The 21076-nt window shown below is 69.4% G+C and carries 20 protein-coding genes and 2 tRNA genes; 15 read left to right on the top strand and 7 right to left on the bottom strand.

Annotation, left to right across the window (positions count from 1 at the left end; translation table 11 throughout):
- The first annotated feature begins 374 nt into the window (after positions 1-374).
- The 4 genes from dnaN to EDD30_RS19585 are packed head-to-tail and all read left to right on the top strand — an operon-like array spanning position 375 to position 4096.
- Positions 375-1508, top strand: a complete 1134-nt coding sequence (gene dnaN / locus EDD30_RS19600) for a DNA polymerase III subunit beta (protein WP_071803973.1) — start codon at positions 375-377, stop codon at positions 1506-1508.
- Positions 1509-1542: 34 nt separating this feature from the next.
- Positions 1543-2415, top strand: a complete 873-nt coding sequence (gnd, locus tag EDD30_RS19595; RefSeq protein WP_071803975.1) for a phosphogluconate dehydrogenase (NAD(+)-dependent, decarboxylating) — start codon at positions 1543-1545, stop codon at positions 2413-2415.
- A 3-nt stretch (positions 2416-2418) separates the two neighbouring features.
- Entirely contained in the window at positions 2419-3546 is a 1128-nt protein-coding gene (recF, locus tag EDD30_RS19590) for a DNA replication/repair protein RecF (RefSeq protein ID WP_071803977.1), read from the top strand.
- The gene (locus EDD30_RS19585; RefSeq protein ID WP_071803980.1) at positions 3539-4096 is read left to right on the top strand and encodes a DciA family protein; all 558 of its coding nucleotides are present in this window, start codon (positions 3539-3541) and stop codon (positions 4094-4096) included. The genes recF and EDD30_RS19585 overlap by 8 nt, the downstream gene beginning before the upstream one ends.
- A gap of 3 nt (positions 4097-4099) precedes the next feature.
- Here the strand turns inward: EDD30_RS19585 and EDD30_RS19580 are convergent, their stop codons facing one another.
- Complete coding sequence (locus tag EDD30_RS19580; protein WP_071803982.1) at positions 4100-4666, bottom strand: hypothetical protein; 567 nt, start codon at positions 4664-4666, stop codon at positions 4100-4102.
- A 579-nt stretch (positions 4667-5245) separates the two neighbouring features.
- Here EDD30_RS19580 and gyrB point away from each other — a divergent pair.
- From gyrB to EDD30_RS19555, 6 genes are all read left to right on the top strand, one after another.
- Positions 5246-7198, top strand: coding sequence for a DNA topoisomerase (ATP-hydrolyzing) subunit B (gene gyrB, locus EDD30_RS19575; RefSeq protein WP_071803984.1), 1953 nt, complete (start codon positions 5246-5248; stop codon positions 7196-7198).
- Positions 7199-7338: 140 nt separating this feature from the next.
- Positions 7339-9849: a DNA gyrase subunit A gene (gene gyrA, locus EDD30_RS19570; protein ID WP_071803986.1), complete on the top strand. Its 2511-nt coding sequence runs from the start codon at positions 7339-7341 to the stop codon at positions 9847-9849.
- Positions 9850-9852: 3 nt separating this feature from the next.
- A complete protein-coding gene (locus EDD30_RS19565) occupies positions 9853-10752 on the top strand; it encodes a DUF3566 domain-containing protein (RefSeq protein ID WP_071804054.1) in 900 nt (299 codons plus the stop codon).
- A gap of 166 nt (positions 10753-10918) precedes the next feature.
- A tRNA-Ile gene (locus tag EDD30_RS19560) sits at positions 10919-10992 on the top strand.
- A 41-nt stretch (positions 10993-11033) separates the two neighbouring features.
- Positions 11034-11162, top strand: coding sequence for a DLW-39 family protein (locus EDD30_RS39925; protein WP_211277715.1), 129 nt, complete (start codon positions 11034-11036; stop codon positions 11160-11162).
- A 14-nt stretch (positions 11163-11176) separates the two neighbouring features.
- Positions 11177-11249: transfer RNA gene (locus EDD30_RS19555), tRNA-Ala, on the top strand.
- A gap of 370 nt (positions 11250-11619) precedes the next feature.
- Here the strand turns inward: EDD30_RS19555 and EDD30_RS19545 are convergent.
- The gene (locus EDD30_RS19545; protein WP_071803988.1) at positions 11620-12492 is read right to left on the bottom strand and encodes a sulfotransferase domain-containing protein; all 873 of its coding nucleotides are present in this window, start codon (positions 12490-12492) and stop codon (positions 11620-11622) included.
- Positions 12493-12618: 126 nt separating this feature from the next.
- On the opposite strand from EDD30_RS19545, the gene EDD30_RS19540 reads away from it, so the two are divergent.
- On the top strand, positions 12619-13017 hold the full coding sequence (locus EDD30_RS19540; protein WP_071803990.1) for an NUDIX domain-containing protein: 399 nt from the start codon (positions 12619-12621) through the stop codon (positions 13015-13017).
- Between the two features lie 131 nt (positions 13018-13148).
- Here EDD30_RS19540 and EDD30_RS19535 read toward each other — a convergent pair whose 3' ends face one another.
- Positions 13149-13571 (bottom strand): hypothetical protein, encoded by a 423-nt coding sequence (locus EDD30_RS19535; protein ID WP_071803992.1) that lies wholly within the window; start codon positions 13569-13571, stop codon positions 13149-13151.
- 234 nt (positions 13572-13805) lie between these two features.
- On the opposite strand from EDD30_RS19535, the gene EDD30_RS19530 reads away from it, so the two are divergent.
- Both EDD30_RS19530 and EDD30_RS19525 read left to right on the top strand, forming a co-directional pair.
- Entirely contained in the window at positions 13806-14354 is a 549-nt protein-coding gene (locus tag EDD30_RS19530) for a YbaK/EbsC family protein (protein ID WP_071804055.1), read from the top strand.
- 58 nt (positions 14355-14412) lie between these two features.
- Positions 14413-15000 (top strand): GNAT family N-acetyltransferase, encoded by a 588-nt coding sequence (locus EDD30_RS19525; protein ID WP_244945317.1) that lies wholly within the window; start codon positions 14413-14415, stop codon positions 14998-15000.
- Here the strand turns inward: EDD30_RS19525 and EDD30_RS19520 are convergent.
- The 4 genes from EDD30_RS19520 to EDD30_RS19505 all read right to left on the bottom strand — a co-directional run bounded on the left by EDD30_RS19520 (position 14950) and on the right by EDD30_RS19505 (position 18792).
- A complete protein-coding gene (locus EDD30_RS19520; protein WP_071803996.1) occupies positions 14950-15591 on the bottom strand; it encodes a DsbA family oxidoreductase in 642 nt (213 codons plus the stop codon). The genes EDD30_RS19525 and EDD30_RS19520 overlap by 51 nt on opposite strands.
- On the bottom strand, positions 15588-16025 hold the full coding sequence (locus tag EDD30_RS19515) for a SufE family protein (RefSeq protein ID WP_071803998.1): 438 nt from the start codon (positions 16023-16025) through the stop codon (positions 15588-15590). Before EDD30_RS19515 ends, EDD30_RS19520 begins: the two co-directional genes overlap by 4 nt.
- Positions 16026-16246: 221 nt before the next feature.
- Positions 16247-16612 carry a CBS domain-containing protein gene (locus EDD30_RS19510; protein WP_071804057.1) on the bottom strand — a complete coding sequence of 122 codons (366 nt, stop codon included), beginning with the start codon at positions 16610-16612 and terminating at the stop codon, positions 16247-16249.
- Between the two features lie 431 nt (positions 16613-17043).
- Positions 17044-18792, bottom strand: a complete 1749-nt coding sequence (locus EDD30_RS19505; RefSeq protein ID WP_071804059.1) for a proline--tRNA ligase — start codon at positions 18790-18792, stop codon at positions 17044-17046.
- Positions 18793-18936: 144 nt separating this feature from the next.
- On the opposite strand from EDD30_RS19505, the gene EDD30_RS19500 reads away from it, so the two are divergent.
- Positions 18937-19710 carry an SGNH/GDSL hydrolase family protein gene (locus EDD30_RS19500; protein ID WP_071804000.1) on the top strand — a complete coding sequence of 258 codons (774 nt, stop codon included), beginning with the start codon at positions 18937-18939 and terminating at the stop codon, positions 19708-19710.
- Between the two features lie 5 nt (positions 19711-19715).
- Positions 19716-20615: a sulfurtransferase gene (locus EDD30_RS19495; protein ID WP_071804061.1), complete on the top strand. Its 900-nt coding sequence runs from the start codon at positions 19716-19718 to the stop codon at positions 20613-20615.
- The last annotated feature ends 461 nt before the right edge of the window (positions 20616-21076 follow it).

The following is a 21076-nucleotide window of genomic DNA, read 5'->3' as shown; positions in this document are numbered from 1 at the left end:
CCGGTGGACGACGGTGGACAACCGCCGCCGGCTCGGCGTCTGTGGACACAGACCGGGGTTTGTACCCCGGTTGCCCACATGTGAATCACCGGTGGATAACCCTCTGAGCTGCACAGACGTGAGTTCTCCACACTGTGCACAGGCCCGATGATTACGACTGATATCTCTCTCGGAAAATCTAAAAGGCAATCATCAGCGTTGGGGAAGGTGTGGACGAGCCGCTCGCGGCCCGATCCACCCCTGGCTCGGGCAACCCCGCACCGGGGGCCGGGCGGACGAGGCACCCACCCGCGCCATAGAGTTCAGTGGGCTCATCAGCACATCCGAAGTTTCCCCAACTGGTACGTCGAGGAAAGTGACGCGGAGGGCATGGCATGAAGTTCCGGGTGGAGCGAGACGCACTCGCCGACGCGGTGGCGTGGACGGCCAAGAGCCTCCCCAGTCGGCCGTCGGTGCCGGTTCTCGCCGGCGTCATGCTGCGCGTGACCGACGGCAGGCTGCACGTCTCCGGTTTCGACTACGAGGTCTCCAGCCAGGTGAGCGTGGAGGTGCAGGCCGACGCCGACGGCGCCGCGCTGGTCTCCGGCCGCCTGCTTGCCGAGATCACCAAGGCGCTGCCGGCCAAGCCGGTGGACATCGCCGCCGTCGGCTCGCACCTGGAGCTGGTCTGCGGCAGCGCCCGATTCACCCTTCCGGTGATGCCCGTGGAGGACTATCCGACGCTGCCGGAGATGCCGTCCAGCGCCGGCACCGTCGACGCGCAGGCCTTCGCCGTCGCCGTCGCCCAGGTGGCTGTCGCCGCGGGCCGTGACGAGACACTGCCGATGATGACCGGCGTACGGATCGAGCTGAACGGCTCGACGATGGCGATGCTGGCGACCGACCGCTACCGGCTGGCCATGCGCGAGCTGGAGTGGAACCCGGACGACCCGGAGATCAGCCTCAACGCGCTGGTGCCGGCGAAGACCCTCAACGACACGGCCAAGGCCCTCGGCCCGATCGGTGGCGCGGTCACCCTCGCGCTCGCCCAGGGCAACGCCGGCGAGGGCATGATCGGCTTCGCGGGCGGGACCCGGCGCACGACCAGCCGCCTGCTCGACGGTGCCAACTACCCGCCGGTCCGTTCCCTCTTCCCGGCGAGTCACAACGCCGAGGCCCGGGTCGGCGTGGCCGCGCTGGTCGAGGTGGTCCGCCGCGTCGCCCTGGTCGCCGAGCGCACCACGCCGGTGCTGCTCAGCTTCGGCGAGGACGGGCTGGTGGTCGAGGCCGGCGGCACCGAGGAGGCGCGCGCCAGCGAGGCCATGGAGGCCACCTTCACCGGCGAACCGCTGACGATCGGCTTCAACCCGCAGTACCTCATCGACGGCCTGCAGAATCTCGGTGCCCCCACCGCGGTCCTGTCGTTCGTCGACGCCTTCAAGCCCGCCGTGATCTCCCCCGCGACGGACGAGGGCGAAATCGTGCCCGGATACCGCTATCTGATCATGCCCATCCGGGTAACTCGCTGATACTGGGCTAAGAGACACACACCTAGGGGGAATCATGCAGCTCGGCCTTATCGGTCTAGGCCGGATGGGCGGCAACATGCGCGATCGCCTGCGCGCCGCCGGCCAGGAGGTGGTCGGCTACGACCACCACAAGGAGACCACCGACGTCGCCAGCCTCGACGAGCTTGTCGACAAGCTCGCCGCGCCCCGGGTGGTGTGGACGATGGTCCCCGCCGGCCAGATCACCGAGAAGACGATCGACGAGCTCGCCGAGCTGCTCTCCGAAGGCGACATCATCATCGACGGCGGCAACTCCAAGTTCACCGACGACGCGCCGCGGGCCGAGCGGCTCAAGGCCAAGGGCATCAACTATCTCGATGTCGGCGTCTCGGGCGGCATCTGGGGCAACACCAACGGGTACGCGCTCATGGTCGGCGGCGACGCCGAGATCGTGGCGCACTGCCAGCCGATCTTCGACGCCCTGAAGCCGGCCGGCCAGTTCGGCTTCGCGCACGCCGGCCCGCACGGCGCCGGCCACTACTCCAAGATGGTCCACAACGGCATCGAGTACGGCCTGATGCACGCGTACGCCGAGGGCTACGAGATCCTCGAGGCCTCGGAGCTGGTCCAGAACGTCCCCGCCGTGATCAAGAGCTGGCGCGAGGGCTCGGTCGTCAAGTCCTGGCTGCTCGACCTGCTGGACCGCGCGCTCGACGAGGACCCGCAGCTGGCCAACCTCAAGGGTTACGCCGAGGACACCGGCGAGGGCCGCTGGACGGTCGACGAGGCCGTGCGCCTGGCCGTACCCGCCAATGTGATCGCGGCGTCACTGTTCGCCCGTTTCCAGTCCCGCCAGGAGGACTCGCCGGCCATGAAGGCCGTCGCCGCGTTGCGCAACCAGTTCGGCGGCCACGCCGTCAAGCGCTGATTCATGTACGTGCGCCGGGTCGAGCTGACCGATTTCCGTTCGTACGAGCGGGTGGCGGTCGACCTCGACCCGGGCGTCGCGGTGCTCGTCGGCCAGAACGGCATGGGCAAGACCAACCTTGTCGAGGCCCTGGGGTACGTGGCCACTCTGGACAGTCATCGGGTGGCCACCGACGCGCCGCTGGTCCGCGCCGGCGCCACCGCGGCGGTGATCCGCTGCGCGATCGTCCACGAAGGACGCGAGCTGCTGGTCGAGCTGGAGATCGTCCCCGGCAAGGCGAACCGGGCGCGGCTCAACCGTTCCCCCGTACGCCGGTCCCGGGAGGTCCTGGGCGCTCTGCGCATGGTGCTCTTCGCGCCGGAGGATCTCGAGCTGGTGCGCGGTGACCCGTCCGAACGGCGCCGCTACCTCGACGAGCTGCTCGTGGCGCGCCAGCCGCGGTATGCCGGGGTCCGCGCCGACTACGACCGGGTGGTCAAGCAGCGCAACGCCCTGCTGCGTACGGCGTACCTGACGCGCAAGGTCGGCGGCACCCGTGGTCAGGACCTGTCGACGCTCGCGGTCTGGGACCAGCATCTCGCGCATCACGGGGCCGAGCTGCTGGCCGGCCGGCTCGAGCTGGTCGCGGCGCTCGGCCCGCACCTGACGAAGGCATACGACGCGGTGGCGGCCGGGCGGTCGTCGGCGACCATCGCGTACGCGTCGCGTCTCGGCGACGGCCTGGCCCCGGACCGCCCGGCGCTGGAGGCGGCCCTGCTCGCTTCGCTCGCCGACCGGCGTCAGGCGGAGACCGAGCGCGGGGTGACCCTCGTCGGCCCGCACCGCGACGACCTCACGCTGACGCTCGGCGACCTGCCGGCCAAGGGGTACGCGAGCCACGGCGAGTCCTGGTCGTTCGCGCTGGCGCTGCGGCTGGCGGCGTACGACCTGCTCCGCACCGACGGCATCGAACCCGTCCTGATCCTCGACGACGTCTTCGCCGAGCTGGACGCCGGCCGCCGTGAGCGTCTCGCCGCCCTGGTCTCGGACGCCACCCAGTTGCTGGTCACCTGCGCGGTGGCGCAGGATGTGCCGACGGCCCTCCAGGGCGCCCGCTACGACGTCGGAGCAGGAACGGTGACCCGTGTCTGAGGAAACCGCCGAGAAGGGCGCAGGGGCCGCCTCAGGGCCGGCGGAGGGTCAGACGGGTCCGCAGCTCGCCCGGGCGGTGCTCGACGCGGCCCTGGCGAAGCGCCGTTCCGCGCAACAGGCGCCGCGCCGCCGTACGGTCGCATCGGAGGGAGAGGGCCGACGACTGCGCGGCTATTCGGGCCCGGGCCCGGACCCGCGCGATCCGCAGCTCTTCGGCGCGGTCCTCGAACGGATCATGAAGCAGCGCGGCTGGCAGCAGCCCAAGGCGGAGGCCACCGTCTTCGGCGCCTGGGAGAAGGTCGTCGGCCCGGACATCGCCAAGCACAGCAATCCGGTCAAGCTCGACGGCGGCGTGCTGACGGTCGAGGCGGAGTCCACGGCCTGGGCCACCCAGTTGCGCCTGCTGGCCGCGACCCTGCTGCGCAGCATCGCCGCCGAGGTCGGCCACAACGTGGTCACCAGGCTCAACATCCACGGCCCGGCAGCACCCTCGTGGAACAGAGGCCCGCGTCGCGTCCAGGGACGAGGTCCCCGCGACACCTACGGGTGACTCCTAGTAATCGGCGAATACCGCATAGCCGCGGTCGGCGCAGCGGCGGTAGAAGCCGGCCAGGATCGCCAGTTCGGTGCGGGCGAAGCTCCAGTGCGGCGCGTTCCCCGCGTCGTCGCGCAGGGCCGCCAGGCGCTGCTCCAACCACCGGAGCTGCTGCTCGGCGAGGCGCCCCGCGGCCACCGCCGCCCGCATCACCTCGGCCACGCTGTCGAAGGTCACCAGGTCCCCGTACGGCTGGTGGCCCTCCACGAAACGCTCCAGGCCGCCGGCGATCCAGGCGCAGCCGTCGGGGTCGATGACCGGGTCCTCGTCCTCGGCCGCGGCGTCGGTCGCGTACAGGACGCCCTCGAGCCCGAGGAGCAGGTCGACGAGCTCGGTGTACGCGGTCGCCCGTACCGTGCCGGTCTTGGCGATGTGCAGGGCGAGCGCGCCGGTGGGCGCGGCGATGTCCGGCGCGTCCGCGACGGCGCCGAAGTCGACGAACTCCGCCGGGGCGACCGGGTCGTAGAACCGGTTCGTCCGCGGCCAGTGCACGGCGACGTTGTCCAGCCCCTTGTCGTGCGCCATGGGGCTCCCACCTCTCCTCGACTGCCGGCTGCGGATCCGCCCGGTGGGATCGCTGCCGCGCGGTTGCGGACCGCCCGGCCGTGCACCGGCCCGCGCGGGCGAGGTTACGACACTCCCGTCCGCCGGTGTGAGGCAGTGTCGCAGCGCGTGGCGCCGAGGCGGCGCCGACGCGCTCAGGCGGGTATCCGCCGGATGGTGCACCGTTGCACGGAGGGCTCCGGCCGTGTAGGGGGACTCGTGGGAACGGCCCTCCGGGGCGCTACGGCAATCTGAGGCGCCCGTACGAGGGTGCCGGACCCTCGATAACTCGCTCGGACGGAGTAGAATCGCCGGAGACCGGGAAAGTGCGACACGTGCCGAACTCCCCACCGCGGCGAGCCCTCGTCACGCTACGCGTTTTTCCAGCCGATCACGATCCGCGGGACGACCGCGGCGACCGGCGCGCTCGGCTCCACCGGTGGTCCGCCTCGTTCTCGCGGCTCGCTCGTCCGTGGTCCGCCGTGCCCGCCGGCTGCCCGTCCGTTCCCGCCAACCCCGTGACCGGGCCCGCGCGGGACCGGTGCGAGAAAGTGGCCGAGGGTGGCAGAGAAGAAGCAGGAATACGGTGCCGAGTCCATCACCGTGCTCGAAGGCCTCGAGGCGGTTCGCAAGCGTCCCGGTATGTACATCGGTTCGACCGGCGAGCGCGGCCTGCACCACCTGGTCTGGGAGGTTGTGGACAACGCGGTCGACGAGGCGCTCGCGGGCCACTGCGACACCATCGACGTGGTCCTGCTGGCCGATGGTGGCGTCTCGGTCACCGACAACGGCCGTGGCTTCCCGGTCGATCTGCACCCCAAGCTGAAGAAGCCGGGCGTCGAGGTCGCGCTCACCGTCCTGCACGCGGGCGGCAAGTTCGACGGCAAGGCGTACGCGGTCTCCGGCGGTCTGCACGGCGTCGGCGTCTCCGTGGTGAACGCGCTGTCCACCAGGATGGCCGTGGAGATCCACAAGTCCGGCAATGTCTACCGGCAGAAGTACAACGCCTCCAAGCCCGGCCCGCTGGAGAAGGGCGAGGCGACCGACACCACCGGCTCGACCGTCCAGTTCTGGCCGGACCCGACGATCTTCGAGACGGTCGAGTTCGACTTCCAGACGATCTACCGCCGGATCCAGGAGATGGCCTTCCTCAACAAGGGGCTGACCATCAACCTCGTCGACGAGCGGCCGGTGTCGCTCGACGAGGAGGGGAACCCCCGCCGGGTCACTTTCATGTACGAGAACGGCATCGCCGACTTCGTCCGTCACCTGAACCACACGAAGAGCCCGATCCACAAGTCCGTGATCGAGTTCGAGGCCGAGGCCAACGACGAGGGCATGGCTCTCGAGATCGCCATGCAGTGGAACGAGTCGTACGGCGAGTCGGTCTACACCTTCGCCAATACGATCAACACCCACGAGGGCGGCACCCACGAGGAGGGCTTCCGGGCCGCACTGACGAGCATCGTCAACCGGTACGGCGCGGAGAAGAAGTTCCTCAAGAGCGACGAGAAGCTCTCCGGCGAGGACATCCGCGAGGGCCTCGCCGCGATCATCTCGGTGAAGCTGGCGAACCCGCAGTTCGAGGGTCAGACCAAGACCAAGCTCGGCAACACCGACATGAAGGGCTTCGTGCAGAAGGTCGCCAACGAGCAGATCGCCGACTGGTTCGACCGGAACCCCGCGGACGCGAAGCAGATCATCACCAAGGCGTCGCAGGCGGCCCGGGCCCGGATCGCCGCGCAGCAGGCCCGCAAGCTGGCCCGGCGCAAGTCGCTGCTGGAGTCGGGTTCGATGCCGGGCAAGCTGGCGGACTGCCAGTCGACCGACCCGCGGGTCTCCGAGTTGTTCATCGTGGAGGGCGACTCGGCCGGCGGCTCGGCCAAGCAGGGCCGCGACAGCCAGATCCAGGCGATCCTGCCGATCCGCGGCAAGATCCTCAACGTGGAGAAGGCCCGGATCGACCGGGTGCTGAAGAACAACGAGGTGCAGTCGCTGATCACGGCGCTGGGCACCGGCATCCACGACGAGTTCGACATCGCCAAGCTGCGCTACCACAAGGTCGTGCTGATGGCCGACGCGGACGTGGACGGCCAGCACATCCAGACGCTGCTGCTGACCCTGCTGTTCCGTTTCATGCGGCCGCTGGTCGAGGTGGGCCACGTCTACCTGGCCGCCCCGCCGCTTTACAAGATCAAGTGGAACAAGCGCGGTGACGACGCCCAGTATGCGTACTCCGACCGGGAACGTGACGGTCTGATCGCGCTGCGCCAGCAGAAGAAGCCGAACGCCAAGCCGGACGACATCCAGCGCTTCAAGGGTCTCGGCGAGATGAACTTCCACGAGCTGTGGGACACGACCATGGACCCGGCCACCCGCACCCTGCGTCAGGTGACCCTCGACGACGCTGCGACGGCGGACGAGCTGTTCAGCGTCCTCATGGGTGAGGACGTGGAGGCCCGCCGCTCGTTCATCCAGCGCAACGCCAAGGACGTGCGCTTCCTGGACATCTGATCCGCCAGGTGAGCGGTGCCCACAAGTGCCGCTCACCTCGGGTTATGCACAGCGTTCCACTGCTTTCCACAGCGTTATCCACAGCGAAATGCGTAGCTCGGACCCGTTTGTCGGGTTTCGACCGTAAGTAAGGGTTAACTGTGACGGATACTCCCGAGATCCCCGCCGAGGAGCCGCAGGACGACACCGGCGGCGGCGTGGGCCAGCGCGTCGAACCGGTCGGCCTCGAGGTCGAGATGCAGCGGTCGTACCTCGACTACGCGATGAGCGTGATCGTCGGTCGCGCCCTGCCGGACGTGCGTGACGGCCTCAAGCCGGTGCACCGCAAGATCCTCTATGCGATGTACGACTCGGGCTTCCGCCCGGACCGCGGCTACGTCAAGTGCGCCCGCGTCGTCGGCGACGTCATGGGTAACTACCATCCGCACGGCGACTCGTCGATCTACGACGCCCTCGTCCGGATGGGGCAGCCATGGTCGCTGCGCTACCCGCTGATCGACGGCAACGGCAACTTCGGCTCGCCGGGTAACGACCCGCCGGCCGCCATGCGCTACACCGAGTCGAAGCTTTCGCCGCTCGCCATGGAGATGCTGCGGGACATCGACGAGGACACCGTCGACATGCAGGACAACTACGACGGCCGGGCCAAGGAGCCCACAATCCTGCCGGCGCGGTTCCCCAACCTGCTCGTCAACGGCTCTGAGGGCATCGCGGTCGGCATGGCGACCAAGATCCCGCCGCACAACCTGCGCGAGATCGCCGGGGCCGTGCAGTGGTGCCTCGACAACCCCGAGGTCGACGAGGCCACGACGCTCGATGCGCTGCTGGAGATCGTCAAGGGTCCCGACTTCCCGACCAAGGGCCTGATCGTCGGCCAGTCGGCGATCCAGGACGCCTACCGCACCGGCCGTGGCTCAATCCGCATGCGGGCCGTGGTCGAGGTCGAGGAGGATCAGCGCGGCCGACCCTGCCTGGTCGTCACCGAGCTGCCGTACCAGGTGAACCCGGATAATCTCGCCGAGCGCGTAGCGGAGCTGGTCAAAGAGGGCAAGCTCACCGGCATCGCCGACATCCGGGACGAATCTTCCGGGCGTACGGGCATGCGCCTGATCTTGGTATTGAAGCGTGACGCGGTCGCGAAGGTCGTGCTCAACAACCTCTACAAGCACACCCAGCTCCAGGAGACGTTCGGCGCCAACATGCTGGCGCTCGTCGACGGCGTGCCCCGGACCCTCAACCTGGCGCAGTTCATCCGCTACTACGTCGAGCACCAGATCGAGGTCATCCGCCGGCGGACCGCCTTCCGCCTGCGCAAGGCCGAGGAGCGCGCGCACATCCTGCGCGGCCTGGTCAAGGCCCTCGACGCGCTCGACGAGGTCATCGCCCTGATCCGTCGCTCGCCGACGGTCGAGGATGCCCGGCAGGGCCTCATCCAGCTTCTCGAGATCGACCAGGTGCAGTCGCAGGCGATCCTGGACATGCAGCTCCGGCGCCTCGCGGCCCTCGAACGGCAGAAGATCATCGACGAGCTCGCGAGCATCGAGATCGAGATCGCCGACCTCAAGGACATCCTCGCCAAGCCGGAGCGGCAGCGGGCGATCGTGTCCGAGGAGCTCGCCGAGATCGTCAGCCGCTTCGGCGACGACCGGCGTACCCAGATCATCCCGTTCGACGGCGAGGTCTCGATGGAGGACCTCATCGCGCGCGAGGACGTTGTGGTAACGATCACAAGGACCGGGTACGCCAAGCGCACCAAGGTCGACCTCTACCGCTCGCAGAAGCGTGGCGGCAAGGGCGTGAGCGGCGCATCGCTGCGTCAGGACGACATCGTCAGCCACTTCTTCGTGATCTCGACCCACTCGTGGATCCTGTTCTTCACGAACAAGGGTCGGGTCTACCGCGCGAAGGCCTACGAGCTGCCCGAGGCCAACCGCGTGGCCAAGGGCCAGCACGTCGCCAACCTGCTCGCCTTCCAGCCCGACGAGCACATCGCCCAGGTCATCCAGATTCCGAACTATCAGGTGGAGCCGTACCTTGTGCTCGCCACCAAGAATGGTCTCGTGAAGAAGACCCGGCTCGAGGAATTTGACTCCAACCGCAGCGGTGGCATCATCGCCATCAACCTGCGGGAGGATGACGAGTTGGTGGGTGCCGCGCTGGCCGCATCGGAGAACGACCTGCTCCTGGTGTCGAAGAAGGCCCAGGCGATCCGGTTCAACGCGACCGACGAGGCGCTGCGGCCGATGGGCCGGGCCACGTCCGGCGTGATCGGCATGCGCTTCGGCGACAACGACGAGCTGCTCGCGATGGAGGTGGTTCGTGAGGGCATGGACGTTTTGGTCGCTACCGACGGCGGGTATGCCAAGCGGACGCCGATCGAGGAGTACCCCGTACAGGGGCGGGGTGGTAAGGGCGTGCTGACCGCGAAAATCACGGAGCGTCGTGGTGGCCTGGTCGGAGCGCTCGTGATCAGCCCGGAGGATGAGCTGTTTGCCATCACCAGCAATGGTGGTGTCATCCGGACTCCCGTGAAGCCTGTACGGCGCACGCGGGATCGGAACACAATGGGGGTCAAGCTCATGGACCTCCCAGAAGGTGTAACCATCGTGGCGCTTGCTCGTAATGCCGACGAGCCTGACGAACAGGACTAGTTGATGCCGGAGACACAGGCGAAGTCGGGAGGTTCGGGGGCCTCGGCGACTCCCGTCGATGAGGAGCCGAAGAAGGACGGCGCCGCATCGAACGGGCGAGACGCCGCGGGCCGCGCCGCGGTCCCCGCGGAATCCCCGTCCCCGCCGAAGTTCACCCGCGCCCCGGGCATGGCCCCGCCGCCGGGGGAGCCGAGTGCCGACGACGACGGCCAGACCGACGGCAAGCGCCCGGCCGCCTCCGCGGCGGCCAAGGGCTCGGCGAAGGGCTCGGCCACTGTGCCCATCGTCACCAAGGGCAAGGGCGGCGGGGCTCCGGCACAGCCGGCCCAGTCCGGCCGCGCGGGAGTGACACCGCCCCCGGCCAAGCCCGCCACGGTCCCGCAGCGCCCCGGCACGACCGCCAAGGTCCCACCCGCCGCCGGTACCGGCACCGGCGCGGCGCCCGCGGCCGGCGCCGCTGCGGTCGGCGCGGCCCGGGTCTCCGAGGCCGTCCGCACGGCGCGTTCGCCCGTCACGTCGGCCGGCCGCGGCCCGCGTCGGGCCCGGCTGAACCTCAAGCGGATCGATCCGTGGTCCGTGATGAAGTTCGCCTTCGCCGTCTCCGTGGTCCTGTTCATCGTCGTGGTCGTGGCCACCTCGGTGCTGTACCTCGCCTTGGACGCCATGGGCGTGTGGAAAGAGGTGAACACCAGCCTGCAGAGCCTGGTGAACGCCAGCGGCGGCACCGGAGCCACCAGCGGCGGCTTCCGCATCACGGCCTGGGGCGTCATCGGCACGTCGATGCTCATCGGGGCGGTCAACGTGGTGCTCTTCACCGCACTGGCCACCCTCGGAGCGTTCATCTACAACGTCTGCGCCGACCTGGTGGGCGGCGTCGAGCTGACGCTCGCCGAACGGGATTGACCGGACACGTACGCAGGCAGCGGCCGCCACCCTCCGGGGAGGCGGCCGCTCTCTTTGTCCCGGAGATCCGCCGCCCTCAAGTGATCGGGACACGAGATCCGGCGCGGCGGGCGCCCCCGATTTGAGCCACCGGATGCGGGTGCGGTAACCTTCGTGTCGCTGTCATGGGGCTATAGCTCAGTCGGTTAGAGCGCAGAGCTGATAACTCTGAGGTCGCTGGTTCGATTCCAGCTAGCCCCACCGTGCACGTCCTCCGCCGCAGATCAAAAGGGGACCCGGCAATGCTGAAGAAGCTCCTGATCGTCGCCGGCATCGTCGGCGCAGCCGCCCTGGTCGTCAAGAGGGTCAAGGCCTCCAGCGACGAGCGCGCCCTCTGGCACGAGGCCACCACGGCGCCCGACCTGCGCTGACCCCTGTAGTTCCAGGGGCCCTAGCTCAACTGGCAGAGCACCGCCTTTGCAAGGCGGGGGTTAGGGGTTCAAGTCCCCTGGGCTCCACTCTTCTCACCTCTGACCTGCGCAAACGCAAGTCCAAGAGCGCCTGGCCCACTTCGGGCCCACATCAGCCGCAGCGCCACCGCCTGGCGGTCACTGACTTCAGCACCTCACCGACGACTCCACGGCGGCGCTCGAGCGTGGCCAGAAGTGCACGTAGGTCTCCAAGGTGATCCGAAGCGTGGAGTGCCGCAGCGCCCGCTGGACCTCCTTCGGGTCCGCATGGCTCGTGATCAGCGTGGTGCGAAGAAGTGGCGCAGCGCGGGGAATCCGCTGAGTGTCGAAGAGAACGGAACCCTGTCGCTGAGCCTTGAGGGGCAAGGAACCGCAACGCGGCCGGTGAGCCTTGCTGCGGGTCGCGTGAGGGGCCGTCTCAGCGGTGGAGCCAGGCCAGCAGGTCCGTGGAAGCCAGCTCGGACGCTCGTGTCTCGTAGCGCGCGAACTCCTCGTCGCTCAGCAACTCCCGCCCCGAGCCCAAGCCGCCCCGTCGGAAGAAGGCGGCGCGGTCCTTCAAGATGCCGACCGGGTCGGGGGCAAGCTGGTCCGCCCGGGCCCTCATCTGGGCGAACTCGGCGGCATCGACGAGGACCGGCCAGCGCTCCTCGGGCACCTCGACGCCGAGCCGGTCCGCGAGCCGACGCATCTCGCCGCCGAGATCGCTCACGAGGTCGGCGTAGTGCACCAGGACGACGGCGGGATCGTTGCGGCGCCGCCAAGCGTCGGAGAGATGCCACATCACGCCGGGCAGGGAATCCAGAGCGTCGGCCGGGGCCACGTCCCGTTCGATCCAGGCGATCAGGGAGTCGTGCAGCGAACGGGGTGACCCGGCCGGGGCGGGTCCGACGGAGGTGCCCAGAAGCTCGGCCATCCGGCCGCGGTCGAGGTTGTCGCCCTGGTGGAAGAGGGAAACCGCCATGTCGAGCGGATGCCTGGCCACCACGACGTAGGTGGCACGGGCATCCCGCGGGATGCCGTCCAAGGGAGTGTGGGTCTTGATGAAGCGCCGGTGCGGCTGGGCTTCCAGGCGTGCGAATACGTCGTCGCGAGGGAGGACGAGCCAGTCCAGCCAGGGGGAAAGCTCCGAGAGCGGGGCCGGCAGCTCGGGATCCTGGAACACGAGCAGGGCGCAGATCATCTGAGCCCAGGTCGTGCCGCTCTTCGACCTGGTGCTGATCACGATGTCGCCCTCACGGAACGGGAAGCCGTCCCAGCGGGCGCTGTCCTCGTCAGGGGAGCGGTAGCGCATTCGGGTCAACTTAGAAGAACCTGAACCGCGTTGCCATGGAATAAGGCACCTCGGAGATCGAGCGGGTTTCGTCGGTGGTTGCTGGCCCTTCGAGTGAAGTCGTGCCGGCGTGAGTAGCCTTCATTCGTGAGTGGACGGAGACGAGCCGCGGCCATCATCGTCCGGGATGGGCGCGTACTGATGGTGCATGAGCGGAGTCGGCGCGACGGGGGCCGGGAGTGGTGGACGCTGCCCGGCGGTGGGATCGACCCCGGCGAGACGGCGGAGGATGCGGTACGCCGCGAGGTGCTGGAAGAGGTGGGCCTCGTGGTGAAGGAGGCACGCTACCTGCAGGACTTCCCGTATCCCTCGGGGATGACCTCGGTCTTCGCCTGCACCGTGGGCGATGGAGAGCCGCAGTTGGGACCGCACGTGACCGGGCCGGAGCCGATCGGGCTGTACTGGGTGCCGCTGCCGGACGTCGGTCCCGGCGGCGCCGATCTCGTGCCCGTCTTTCCGATGATCGTGGCCGTGCGGTTGGAGTGAGAAGCCCGCCGAGGGCGGCTGCGCGGTGGAGTGAGAAGCCCGCCGAGGGTGCCGTGCCGTGGGAGTGGGAAGGCGCCGACAGTGGCCGTGCGGTGGGAGCGGGAAGCTGCGGGCGGTCGCGGTGACGCAGCTCAGCCGGGTTCAGCAGCCGCCGGGACTTCCGCGGTTGGTGTGGCGATGCGGGAGATCGTGCGGCGGCGTTCCGTGACGAAGTAGGCGGTGCTGAGCGCGTACCCGAGGGTTAGCAGGAGTCCGACGGCTCGGACCGGTAGTGGCACGGCGGCCAGGACCGTGCCGGTCAGGGCGAGCACCGACCAGGCCGTCAGCAGAATGGTGTTGATCGTGTCCGGGGCGGTCCAGCTCACGGTGTGCCGGCGCGCCTGGCGCTGGATCTCGGTCAGGAGGGCGTGGCCCAGCCCGGTCGCGAGCATGCCGAGCAGGATGGTGGAGAAGATCGAGTGGGCGCCGCCGGCGACGGCCGCGATCGCGGTGCCGCCGACGAGTACGGCGAGGCCGCTGACGGTGCCGACCCTTGCGCCGCGTCTCTCCCTCACATTCCCTGACGGTCGGCAAGATCGCGCCATGGCTGAGCGGACGGCGCTTTCACGATCCGGCGACGGCTTCGAGGTTCAGGATCGTGTCGGCGTGGACCGTGTGCGCGTCGCGTACCAACGGAGTCGTTGATGTTGGCAGCTTGCCCCGAACGAGGCGGTTGTTGCCGGTGATGTGGATGTCGCGGCGGGTGACTGCGGTTAGGCCGCGGCGATCGGGGGGAGGATGACGGCGTGATCGGAACTCTGAGACTCGAACCCGCGCTCTCCCGGCTCGATCTGCTCGCTCCACCCGTGGCGGCCGCGCTCGAGGTGTGGCCGGCGGAGGCGCCCATCGACGGCGACCAGGTGCTGGTCGCGCCGATCGATGCGGAGCTGGCGGATACCGCCGCGTTTTGCGAGGCGTACGCGGTGGGGCTCGAGCAGTCGGCCAACTGTGTGATCGTGGCAGGCCGGCGCGGCGACGTGACCCGCTATGCGGCGTGCGTCGTGCTGGCCACGACCCGGGCCGACGTCAACGGGATCGTGCGGCGGCAGTTGGACGTGCGCAAGGCCAGCTTCGCGCCCATGGCGGAGGCGGTGCGGCTGACCGGCATGGAGTACGGCGGAATCACCCCGATCGGGCTGCCGAAGGACTGGCCGGTGCTGGTCGATGCCCGCGTGGTCGCGATGCCCCATGTCATCGTCGGCTCGGGGGTGCGGCACAGCAAGATTGCCATCGCGGGTCCGGCGCTGGGGGCGTTGCCCGGAGCCGAGGTGATGGAAGGGTTGGCGCGGGAGGTCTAGCCGGTCCCCAAGGTGTTAATGGCTGGACGGCGACGGACGCGGCTGATTCCCTCGGTGGGTGGAGATTCGGGCGATGCGTGTCGATGATCTAGAGGGCGTCCGGGGAATCGAGTCACGGGCCGGCGCGCTGTTCCACGACGTCGGCATGCCCGACATCGCGGCGCATCCGGTGCCGCCGGCCGGTGCGCTGGCGCGGTTCGTGCACGCCGGCAGGAGCTGGGTCGTCGCCGGGGACGCCGATGCGCCGGTCGCCTTCGTGCTTGTCGAGCTGGTGGACGGGCTCGCGCACATCGAGCAGGTCAGTGTCGACCCTCCGTACGCTCGGAATGGTCTTGGTCGCGACCTGATCGACCACGTGGGTCGTTGGGCTGCCGCCCGCGATCTCCCCGCCTTGACCCTGACAACGTTTTGCAGCGTGCCGTGGAACGGGCCGTACTACTCGCGGCTGGGCTTCGTCGAGTTGACGGCGGAGGAGCGGGGTCCGGAGTTGGCGCGGCTGATGGAACGGGAGGCCGAGCACGGGCTGGATCCGGTGGAACGAATCTCCATGTGTCGACCCGTGGGGACGGGCGTGAGGCATGTTTCACGTGGAACGTCATTGAGTGGCGTCGACGCCCTCCCGGCGGGCGATCTCCTCCAGAGCTGACTGGAGAACCGACGCCTCCTGGGCTCCCTGCACCACGTACTTCCGGTCGATCACGAACGTCGGGACGCTGATGATGCCGAGGTCGCGCGCCTCCGCGAGGTCGGCGTTGACGGCATCCGTACCCGCCGGAGACGCCAGGTAGTCGAGCGCGGCCCGCTCATCCAGCCCGACGGATCCCGCCAGGCGTGCCAGGGTCGCGTGCGAGCCGATGTCCTCGCCCTCGGCGAAGTGTGCCCGCTGTAGCGTCTCGATCATCATCAGCTGCAGATCCTGCCCGGCGGCCCACGCGATGAGCCGATGCGCGTCGAAGGTGTTGGCGTTGACGGCGCGGGCGAAGTCGAGGGTCAGCCCGTCACCCGCGGCCACCGCGGTCACATGAGCGAACATCTCCTCGGCGCGCTGGACCCCGCCGAACTTGGCGGCAAGGGCCTGCTTGAGCGGCACCGGCTCGGGGACCGGCGACGCATCCAACTGGTACGCGCGGAAGGTCACGGTCACGTCGCCCCCGAAGCCCCGCATCGCCGCCTCGAGCCGGTGCTTGCCCAGGTAGCACCACGGGCAGATGACGTCGGACCAGACCTCGACGTTCACGCGCGGGTCCCCTCCTGCTCGCGGATCTGGCGTTTGAGCCTCGCCAGGATCGCCGTACCGCCTCGGATGCGCAGTGGGCTGATCGCCGTGGCGAGCCCCATCCGACTGTAGAGATCCTCCGGAACCGCAAGGATCTCCGAGGCCGACGCCCCTTCCAGGCCCTCCGCGAGAATGCCGGCGAACGCCCGCGTCGTCGGCGCCTCCGGCGGGCAGTCGAACCACGCCTTCACGGTGTCGTCTGGCTGCACCTCGGCACGCAGGAAGAACGGTGTCTGGCACTCCGGCACCTGCTCCATGCCCTCGTGCGCCTTGAGTCCTTCGGGCAGCGGCGGCACGGCATCGGAGAACTCCAACAGCATTTCGAGTACGACCTCACGCGGCGCGGAGGCGAACTCGTCGACGATGTCGGCCAGCTTCTCAGGCATGTCACTCACGGTTGCGACCCTACGCGCCGGAAACCGCTCCCGCCGGTTCCGCCGAGCTCATCCACCGTGCCTGGTGGTGGTGTGCTTCCGCTCGGTGGGGAATCGCGGCCGGATGTGCGGTGGGGCATCAGGCAAGGTGCGGGGTGAGGTCATCGCCGGACGCACGGATGGGGACGCTGCCGGATCGCGGGCGGGACTGCTGCTGCCGGGCGTCTGGGGGGGCCGGTCGCTCAGGCCGGTGCCGAGGTGGGCATGAGTGCTACGTCGCTGAGGCTGATGATGCCGACCACCTTGCGGTCGGCGTCGCAGACGAGCAGCCGGCGAACTCCACGTTCGCGCATCGCCTCGACCGCGTCCTCCACAGTGGTCGTCTGCTCCACCATGATGAGCTCGAGCGACGCGATGGTTGCCAAGGTCGTCGTGCGGGGTGGAAGACCTTCCGCAAGCGCGCGCACCACGATGTCGTGATCTGTGACCAGGCCGGCCATCGTCGGTCCGTTGGTCACCACCACATCGCCGATGCCTTGATCCCGCATGACCTGCGCGGCCTCGTCGAGCGTCGTGTCGCCCGGCAGGTAGACGACCTTCCGGGTCATCACGTCCGCCACTGCCGTCCTCGCCACGGCTGTACCTCCCCGCGTTCTTCCCCGCCCGTCACGCAGGCGGGTACCCGGCCGTCGCACCGATTACACCCGATGGCCCACGCCGCGAACACCCTGAACTCACCCTGATAGCGGCGCCGGACAGGCCTCATTCGCGCCGCGTCGGGGGATGAGCTCGAGGCCGTTAGGAAAGTGCCACGCGTTGACCTTCGTACGTGAGTTGTCGTCCCGGTCCGGGAAGCGAGCTCGATGCCATCGAGCTCACTTCCCGGGACGTCGGTCACCGGTTCATCAGTCACCCTCAGAGGGCGACACGGTGTGGCGGTCGCCGGGTTCGTCGGTCACCTCGGAGAGGGGACGGTGGGGGCGCCGGTTCGTCGGTCACCTCGGAGGAGGGAACGGTGGGGCGGTCAGCGGCTCATCGGTCACCTCGACGGGCGAGACGGTGCGGCGGTCACCAGTTCTCCGGTCACCTCCGCGAGCGGGAGGTCGCGGCGTTCGCCTGTGCGGCGGTTGCGGAGTTCCGCGTACCCGTCGGAGAGGCGGCGGCCGACCACGACGCAGCGGGGGATGCCGATCAGCTCGGCGTCGGTGAACTTCACGCCGGCCGAGACGTTGCGCCGGTCGTCGACCAGCACCCGCAGGCCCGCCCCGGCCAGCTCGGCGGCCAGCGTCAAAGCCGCCTCGATCTGGCCCTCCTTGCCCGCGCCGACGACGTGCACGTCCGCCGGTGCCACCTCGTCGGGCCAGACGATGCCACGGTCGTCGTGGTGCTGCTCCACGATCGAGGCGACGGCGCGGGAGACGCCGATGCCGTAGGAGCCCATGGTGGGACGTACCGGCTTGCCGTCGGCGCCGAGCACGTCGACCTTGAACACGTCCGTGTAGCGGCGGCCGAGCTGGAAGATGTGGGCGATCTCGATGCCGCGGCGCATGGTGAGCTCGCCGGTGCCGCATTCGGGGCAGGGATCGCCGGCGCGGACCTCGGCCGCCTCGATCGCGCCGTCGGGGGTGAAGTCGCGGCCGGCGACCACCGAGGTGGCGTGGCGGCCGGGCTCGTTGGCGCCGGTCAGCCAGGCCGTGCCGGGGGCGATGCGGGGGTCGGCAAGGTAGCGGACCTTGATGCCCTGGGGGCCGATGTAGCCGCGGACCAGGTCGGGGCGCGAGGCGAAGTCGTCGAACATGGTGGCGGTGGACGGGCTCAGCACCGCGTCCAACCGCTTGAGATCCACCTCGCGGTCGCCGGGAACGCCGATGACGAGGAGCTCGTCCTCCTTGCCCGGGTGGTGGACCGTGACCACGACGTTCTTGAGGGTGTCGGCGGCCGTCCAGTCCGTGCGGCCGTCGAAGGCGCGGGCGTTCGCAAGGTCGACCAGCGAGGCGATCGTCGGGGTGTCGGGAGTGTCGTGCACGGTCAGCGGGCCGTGCTCGCGGTCGTCGGCGGGAGGCACCGGGGTGACCACGGCCTCGGTGTTCGCCGCGTAGTCGCACCCGGTGCAGCCGACGAAGGTGTCCTCGCCCACCTCGGCCGCGGCCAGGAACTCCTCCGAGGCGGAGCCGCCCATGGCACCCGACATGGCGGACACGATGGTGTGCTCCAGGCCGAGGCGTTCGAAGATGCGCTGATAGGCCGCGCGATGCTTCCCGTACGCCTCGATCAGGCCTTCCTCCGAGAGGTCGAACGAGTAGGCGTCCTTCATCAGGAACTCGCGGCCCCGCAGCAGCCCGGCGCGCGGGCGTGCCTCGTCGCGGAACTTCGTCTGCACCTGGAAGAGGATCAGCGGGAAGTCACGATAGGAGCTGGTCATGTCCTGCACGAGCAGCGTGAACATCTCCTCGTGCGTGGGCGCGAGCAGGTGGTCCGCGCCGCGCCGGTCCTTCAGCGTGAAGATGCCGTCGCCGTATTCGGTCCAGCGGCCGCTGAGGTCGTAGGCCTCGCGCGTCAGGAGCGACGGGAAGCCGACCTCCTGGCCGCCGATGGCGGACATCTCCTCGCGGATGATCCGCGTCACCTGGTCGAGCACCAACTTGCCGAGCGGAAGCCACGTGTAACCGCCCGGCGCTGCGCGACGGATGTAACCGGCACGCAGGAGGAGCCGATGGCTCGGCACCTCCGCCTCGACCGGCTCCTCGCGAAGGGTCTTGAGCAGCATCGTGGACATTCGCAGCACCATGACCGTGATCGTAGGGAGCCGTTCCGACAGAAACACCCGGTTATCCACAGGCCCGTCGATGTCGTCATCGTCACGTCCCATCGGACAGCCCGCAGTGGAAAACTCGGGTGGGTCCGGCCAGGAAGCAGGCGTTCAGGAGGTGCCATGGCCTGGAAGAACTTCGTCGCGATGGGTGACAGCTTCACCGAGGGCATGGATGACAGCTATCCCGACGGCACCTATCGCGGGTGGGCCGACCTGGTGGCCGCGCGCCTGGCCGTCGAGGCCGGCCCCGATTTCGGGTACGCGAACCTCGCCGTGCGCGGCAAGCTCCTCGACCAGATCATCGGCGAGCAGCTCGAGCCCGCCCTCGCGATGCAACCGAGCCTCGTCAGCCTCGCCGCGGGCGGCAACGACGTGCTGCGGCGCAAGGTGGATCCCTGGGCCTTGGTGGAGAAGCTCGACTCCGTGGTCGGCCGGATGCGGGCGACCGGCGCCGACGTGATCCTCTTCCGGTTCGCCGACGTCACCGCGGTCCTGCCCGGCCAGCGCATCGTCGGCCCCCGCGCCGCCGCGCTCAACGACGGAGTCGGGCAGATCGCCGAGCGCCACGGCGCTCACTTGATCGATCTGTTCGCCGACAAGACCTTCCACAACCCGTTGATGTGGAGCGCCGACCGCCTGCACATGTCGGCCGCCGGGCATCGCCGCGTCGCCGGGCACGTGCTGAAGGCGCTCGGCGTCGGCGTCAAGGAGGAGTGGTTGCTCGTCCCGCCGATGCCTGCGCCCACCCCATGGCTCCTGGCCCGCGGCGCCGACCTGCGCTGGGCCGGGCAGCATCTGGCGCCCTGGATCAAGCGACGTCTGGCCGGTGCCTCGTCGGGCGACGCCGTCACGGCGAAGCGTCCCGAGCTCACCCCCGTCAAGGCGATAGCGTGAACGCCATGCCCGTTGCGAACGATCCGGCGCCGTCCCTACAGGCGTACGCCCATCCCGACAAACTGGTCACCACCGAGTGGCTCGCCGCCCACCTCGACACCCCCGGCCTCGTGATCGTCGAGTCGGACGAGGACGTGCTGCTCTACGACACCGGGCACATCCCGGGTGCGGTGAAGGTCGACTGGCATCTCGAGCTGAACGACCAGCTCACCCGCGACTATCTCGACCCGGAGGCCTTCGCGGCGCTCTGCGAGGCCAAGGGCATCGGCCGGGACGACACGGTCGTGTTCTACGGCGACAATTTCAACTGGTGGGCCGCGTACGCCCTCTGGGTCTTCAGCCTCTTCGGGCACCGCGACGTCCGGCTGCTCGACGGCGGCCGGCAGAAGTGGGTGGCCGAGGGCCGCGAGATCACCCGGGAGAAGACCGTACGCCCGCCGGCGACGTACCCGGTGCCGATTCGTGAGGACGGCCCGATCCGCGCGTTCCGCGACCAGGTCATGGGGCACATCTCGGCCGGGCGTCCCCTGGTCGACGTCCGGTCCCCGCAGGAGTACACCGGCGAGCTGACGCACATGGAGGCATACCCGCAGGAGGGTGCGCTGCGCGGTGGCCACATCCCGGGAGCCGTCAGCAAGCCGTGGAAGTCGGCTGCCAATGAGGACGGCTCCTTCAAGCCCGCCGACGAGCTCGCCAAGATCTACCGCGACGAGCTGGGTCTGGAGACCGGCGACGACATCATCGCCTACTGCCGGATCGGTGAGCGGTCCAGCCACACCTGGTTCGTGCTGCGCCATCTGCTCGGTTATCCACAGGTCCGCAACTACGACGGTTCGTGGACCGAATGGGGCAACCTGGTGCGCGCGCCGATCGTCAAGGGATCGGAGCCCGGCGGGCTCGCCTGACCTTCCGCCGCCCCCACCGGCCCTCGGCGGGTCGGCTCCGAGGGCGGCCGCGGCGGTCGAGCTCGGGAGCCGAGTTCCGGCGGGGCAGGTCTGAGGTTGGCCGCGGTGGTCGAGCTCGGGAGCCGAGCCGCGGCGGTCAGCTCGGTGCGCGAGCTCCGCGGGATGGGCCGTGCCGGCTGGCGGCGTGAAGGAACGCTGTCGGCTGGGCTGCGGTGGGGAACGTTGGGGGCCGGCCCGGGGGAGAAGGCCGGGTCAGCGGCAGAGCTATGCGTTGCGGCCGCGTCCGTCCCGGCGCGTCGCGGTCTCTCGGGCGTGTCCGCCAGCCGGGCGCGGGCGCCCGGTCGGAGGCGTTCACGCGACCGGTGGGTATCCGGAGCCGTGACGCTGTGTTTCTCAGCACAAACCGCGGAACGTCATACAAATCATCACCGCCCGGCGAGCCGCCCGGCGCGACCAGCGGG

This window comes from Couchioplanes caeruleus (genome assembly GCF_003751945.1).
GTDB lineage: Bacteria > Actinomycetota > Actinomycetes > Mycobacteriales > Micromonosporaceae > Actinoplanes > Actinoplanes caeruleus.
Note: the sequence above shows the minus strand (reverse complement) of the source record. Positions and strands in the feature narration are given on the sequence as shown.

What these genes read in the sequence shown, in the direction of transcription:
- dnaN (WP_071803973.1), top strand. Translation starts at nt 375, where the DNA reads ATGAAGTTCCGGGTGGAGCGAGACGCACTCGCCGACGCGGTGGCGTGG.
- gnd (WP_071803975.1), top strand. Translation starts at nt 1,543, where the DNA reads ATGCAGCTCGGCCTTATCGGTCTAGGCCGGATGGGCGGCAACATGCGC.
- recF (WP_071803977.1), top strand. Translation starts at nt 2,419, where the DNA reads ATGTACGTGCGCCGGGTCGAGCTGACCGATTTCCGTTCGTACGAGCGG.
- EDD30_RS19580 (WP_071803982.1), bottom strand. Translation starts at nt 4,666, where the DNA reads ATGGCGCACGACAAGGGGCTGGACAACGTCGCCGTGCACTGGCCGCGG.
- EDD30_RS19565 (WP_071804054.1), top strand. Translation starts at nt 9,853, where the DNA reads ATGCCGGAGACACAGGCGAAGTCGGGAGGTTCGGGGGCCTCGGCGACT.
- EDD30_RS39925 (WP_211277715.1), top strand. Translation starts at nt 11,034, where the DNA reads ATGCTGAAGAAGCTCCTGATCGTCGCCGGCATCGTCGGCGCAGCCGCC.
- EDD30_RS19545 (WP_071803988.1), bottom strand. Translation starts at nt 12,492, where the DNA reads ATGCGCTACCGCTCCCCTGACGAGGACAGCGCCCGCTGGGACGGCTTC.
- EDD30_RS19510 (WP_071804057.1), bottom strand. Translation starts at nt 16,612, where the DNA reads ATGACCCGGAAGGTCGTCTACCTGCCGGGCGACACGACGCTCGACGAG.
- EDD30_RS19505 (WP_071804059.1), bottom strand. Translation starts at nt 18,792, where the DNA reads ATGGTGCTGCGAATGTCCACGATGCTGCTCAAGACCCTTCGCGAGGAG.
- EDD30_RS19500 (WP_071804000.1), top strand. Translation starts at nt 18,937, where the DNA reads ATGGCCTGGAAGAACTTCGTCGCGATGGGTGACAGCTTCACCGAGGGC.
- EDD30_RS19495 (WP_071804061.1), top strand. Translation starts at nt 19,716, where the DNA reads ATGCCCGTTGCGAACGATCCGGCGCCGTCCCTACAGGCGTACGCCCAT.